Raw genomic sequence first — 2,134 nt, 5'->3', positions numbered from 1 at the left:
GTGCTTGCGCGAGGCGGCGCGCAGCGAAAACAGCCGTTCTTCCGCCTTCTCCAGCCGTTGCGGATCATATTCGGTGGCGCGCAGCGCCGCCTCGACGCCCGACTGCGCCGCATCGAGCGACAGCATCGCCTCGTCGAGCGACTTCACCACGTCGTCGAGCAGGCCCGGCGCCTCTCCCGCCTTGCGCTGCAGGCGCCTGAGCAGGCTGGCCAGCTGCGGCAGCGGCGAGGACGGTCCCGAAAGCACGTCCTGCGCGTCGTGGATTTCCGCGGCTATCTTTTCCGCCCGCATCATCGTGGCGCGCAGTTCGGCAAGCTCGCTCTCCTCGCCCGGCTGCGGATCGAGCTTCGCCAGTTCGGCGACGGAGGCGCGCAGATAGTCGGCTTCGCGCGCCGCGGCCTCGACCTTGGCGCGATGCTTGGCAAGGTCCTGCTCGCAGCCGCGCCAGTAGCGCCAGGCTTCGCCCGTCGCGCGCGCGGCGCCGAGATGGCCGCCGAAACTGTCCAGCAATTCGCGATGCGCGCCCGGATCGACCAACGCCCGCTCGTCGTGCTGACCATGGATCTCGACCAGCACATGGCCGATATCGCGCATCAGCGTGACACTGGACGGCTGATCGTTGACGAAAACGCGCGTGCGGCCGTCGGCCGTCTGCACGCGGCGCAGGATGATGTCGCCGTCATCCTCGATGGCGTTGTCGGCAAGCAGCGCGCGGGCCGGATGGTTGCGCGGCACGTCGAACACGGCAATGACCTGGCCTTGCGCAGCGCCATGGCGCACGAGTGCTGCATCGCCGCGCGCGCCGAGTGCCAGGGACAGCGCATCGAGCAGGATTGATTTGCCGGCGCCGGTCTCGCCGGTGAGTACCGAGAGGCCGGGCAAGAAGTCGATGTCCAGCTTCTCGATCAGGACGATATCGCGGATCGACAGCCTGGACAGCATCGCGGATGTCAGGCGCCGGTGATCAGCTTCCCGGCCTTGGATATCCACGACCCGGCATTTTCGCGCGGCTCAAGCCCATTGCTCTGCAGGAGCTTGTAGGAATCCTTGTACCACTGGCTGTCGGGATAGTTGGTGCCGAGCACCGCCGCGGCGGTCTGCGCTTCCGAGGTCAGCCCCATGGCGTAGTAGGTTTCGGTCAGGCGCGCCAGCGCCTCCTCGACATGGCGAGTGTTGGAATAGGTTTCGACAACGGTGCGGAAACGCTTGACGGCGGCGATGTATTCGCGGCGCTCGAGATAGTAGCGGCCGATCTGCATCTCCTTGCCGGCAAGCTGGTCGGTGGCGAAGCGGATCTTCTCCTTGGCGTCGTCGACATATTCTGACGTCGGCCAGCGCGTCACCAGATCCTGCATCGTCTGCACGGTGAGGCGAGCTTCCTTCTGGTCCTGCGTGACGTCCTTGATCTGACGGTAGTAGCTCAGCCCGATGATATACTGGGCGTAGGCGGCGTCATCCGTCGACGGGTAGAGGGTCAGATAGCGCTTGGCCGAGCCGATCGCCTCGTCGTAGTGGCCGGCGCGATAGTCGGCGAAAGCGCCCATCACCATCGATTTGCGGGCGAATTCCGAATACGGGTGCTGGCGGTCGACCGCGTCGAACTTCTTGCTCGCCTCGTCCAGGCGGCCGGCATTCAGATTGGCGAGGCCCTGATTGTAGAGGACGTCCGCCGGCTCGGTCTGATCGACATAGGTCGACAGGTCGACGTCCTTCTCGGAGGACATGCAGGCAGACAGGACGAGCGATGGAACAACCACCGAAAGCGCCAGGAAAACAGCCCGGCGCGGCGCTTTCGATTGACCAACTCGCTTGAAGAACATGATTGGATTCCGCCCTTTCGGCGTCATTTCAGTCGTCATTTCGCTCTGGGGCAGCAGCCATAGACCATAATCGCCTTGCCCGGCAACGCTATCTCCGGCCAATCGCACATTTTTGTGGCGATTTGGCACTGCCGCCGCAATGGTACGATTTCACCCTGCTGGTGATGCATCCATGCAACACCGGTCGGCCGCCACAAAGCCGGAAAATCGTTAAGAATCAGATCATCCAGGGCGCGTAGAGCGGCGCACTCACGGCAATCATTTCGGCGCTGCGACCACGCTCGCGACGTGTGGTTTCGACGATCTCGAATGCA

The 2,134-nt window shown here is 64.0% G+C and carries 2 protein-coding genes and 1 pseudogene; all 3 read right to left on the bottom strand.

Translation table 11 applies throughout. The annotated features are described in order from the left end of the window. A partial coding sequence (locus EOA33_RS33280; protein WP_145989440.1) for an AAA family ATPase occupies positions 1-942 on the bottom strand: 942 nt, incomplete at its 3' end. Positions 943-950: 8 nt separating this feature from the next. Then, on the bottom strand, positions 951-1,820 hold the full coding sequence (locus EOA33_RS33275) for an outer membrane protein assembly factor BamD (protein ID WP_126053905.1): 870 nt from the start codon (positions 1,818-1,820) through the stop codon (positions 951-953). 217 nt (positions 1,821-2,037) lie between these two features. Continuing rightward, positions 2,038-2,134: pseudogene (locus tag EOA33_RS41080) on the bottom strand (UDP-3-O-acyl-N-acetylglucosamine deacetylase); the annotation flags it as partial.

Origin of the sequence: Mesorhizobium sp. M4A.F.Ca.ET.050.02.1.1 (assembly GCF_003997725.1) — a bacterium.
In the GTDB taxonomy this organism is placed as follows: Bacteria; Pseudomonadota; Alphaproteobacteria; order Rhizobiales; family Rhizobiaceae; genus Mesorhizobium.
The sequence above is the reverse complement of the archived record's forward strand: the minus strand, read 5'-3'. Positions and strand labels throughout refer to the sequence as shown.

Excerpts from the sequence above, each read along its gene's own strand:
- EOA33_RS33275 (WP_126053905.1), bottom strand. The coding sequence starts at position 1,820 with ATGTTCTTCAAGCGAGTTGGTCAATCGAAAGCGCCGCGCCGGGCTGTT.